Source organism: Streptomyces milbemycinicus (assembly GCF_002154605.1).
GTDB classification, from domain to species: domain Bacteria; phylum Actinomycetota; class Actinomycetes; order Streptomycetales; family Streptomycetaceae; genus Streptomyces; species Streptomyces milbemycinicus.
Window position 1 is genome coordinate 1 of sequence record NZ_MUNE01001167.1, and the last position, 1,814, is coordinate 1,814.

The 1,814-nt window shown below is 70.8% G+C and carries 1 protein-coding gene and 1 pseudogene; one reads left to right on the top strand and one right to left on the bottom strand.

Translation table 11 applies throughout. The features are described 5' to 3' along the window. Window positions 1–1,215 (bottom strand): hypothetical protein (locus tag CCN51_RS51835; protein WP_211303358.1); only part of this gene is annotated, 1,215 nt, incomplete at its 3' end. 314 nt (window positions 1,216–1,529) lie between these two features. Here CCN51_RS51835 and CCN51_RS51840 point away from each other — a divergent pair. Then, a pseudogene (locus CCN51_RS51840) lies at window positions 1,530–1,706 on the top strand (ADP-ribosylglycohydrolase family protein); the annotation flags it as partial. Between the last annotated feature and the right edge of the window lie 108 nt (window positions 1,707–1,814).

A 1,814-nucleotide genomic window follows, 5' to 3' on the forward strand; every position in this document is an offset into this window, starting at 1 on the left:
GGTCTCCAGGCTGAGGAGCTTGAGGCCGGTGTCGGCGATCGCCGTGGCCAGGATGCGGGCGTTGCGCGGCCCGGTGAACTTGCCGATGAGCGCGGCGAGCAGATTGGACAGCGCCCCGACGACGTTCTGCCGCCCGGCGATCTGGATGATCTTGCGCACGATGGGCAGCGCGGCCATCACCACCGGCAGGAACTCCTCCAGGGCGGGCCGCGGATCACCGCCGTCCGGCAGTCGGCTCAGCGCCTCGGTGAACCGCTCCCGGGCCTCGGCCAGCGCCTCGGCCTCGGCGGCCGGGCTCTGCTGCCCGTACGCCTCGCCCGCCCCGCCGGACAGGGACTGCGCCGCCTCCGCGGCCCATGCCTCGCCCTCGCTCTCGTCGCGCGCCAGCAGCAGACCGGCGGTGGCCCCGGCGAGTTCCAGGCTGAGCAGGGCGGCGGGCGTCGGCTCCGCGCCGAGCGCCTGGGCGGCCGGGGCGTGGCTCCCGGCGGCCGCAGGCTTTTCGGCGTCCTCGGCTTCCTCGGCCTCCGTCATCGGCGCCTCGCGCAGCAGCTGGCGGGCGAGTTGGGTGGCGATCGGGCGGATCGGGGCCGGCAGCCGGCCGATGCCGATCTTCAGCACCCGCGTCAGCAGCGGCTGGACGATCGGGCGCAGCTGGCGCAGGATCAGCCCGATGGGCATCACCTTGGCCACCGCCTGCACACCCGTCTTGACGGCCTGGACGCCCTTCTTCGCCAGATTCACCGCGCCGCTCACGGCCTTCTTCGCGAAGTTCTTCAGCGCCCCGAAGAACTGCTCGAAGGCGGGTGACTCCCCCAGCGGGGCCGGCGGCGCCACCGACTCGAAGACGCTCTCCAGCTCGGCCTCGGTGAGCGAACGCGTATCCGCCTCCCCAGCGGCCTCGGCCAGCGCCTCCAAGTACCGCTCCGCCTGATCGGCCAGCGCCTCCAGCCGCTCGCGCACCGGCTGCTCCGCCGCCTCCGAGGCCGAGGCGCCCACGAGGGCGGCCGCGTGCTCGGCGTGTAACGCCGCGGTCTCCTCGAGCAGTTCGGAGAGGGCTTCTTCCATCTCGTCCGAGTAGAGCTCGGCGAGCAGTTCGCGCACCGCCTCGCTGTGCGCGTCCACGGGCCCGCGCCCGGTGTCCCGGGCGGCGCCTCTGAACGGGCTGTCCAGATACGACGCGGACGGCGCCTCGGTCCATTCTTCCTCGTCGGACACGCTCCCCCGCTCTTCGGAGCGGAATGGGGAGGTGGGTGTCCATGCTTGATGATCGGTCAGTGTCACGCTTCCCCCGTCAGTCTCAAGCGAATTACCGAACCAGTGGCGATACTAGGGCGCGGTAACGGACATAGCGGCGTGATGCATGTATTCCGGATGAGTGGGTCCTATGTGAATTCAGTACACAAGATCACCCCGGGTTCGTACATATGCGATGGCATCCGTCCTGCACACCACACTCTTCGGACTGAGTAGTCTGATCACGTGAGTGGGAAGGAACAGGCGGCCGGTGTGGTCGTCGGCTCGGCGGTGGGCGAGGCGAGCTGGACCTGCCGGACATCTTCGCCCGCCTTCAGCGGTGGGCCGCGGCCGGGCCGAAGGACATCGGCCTGCAGACCGAAGACGTGCTGACCAACGGCCTGCCCTGGGACCTGGCCGCGGCCGTCCACTTCCAGATCAGTCTGCGGGCGGGCGGCAACGGCTCTCTGATGGTGCACCCGGACCACCGGGACCAGTACGCCGTCGTTCTCGACCGCGGCGACGGCGCCGTTGAACTCGGTGGCCTGGTCCGGGTGCCAGCCGCGGTCGAGAACGACGGC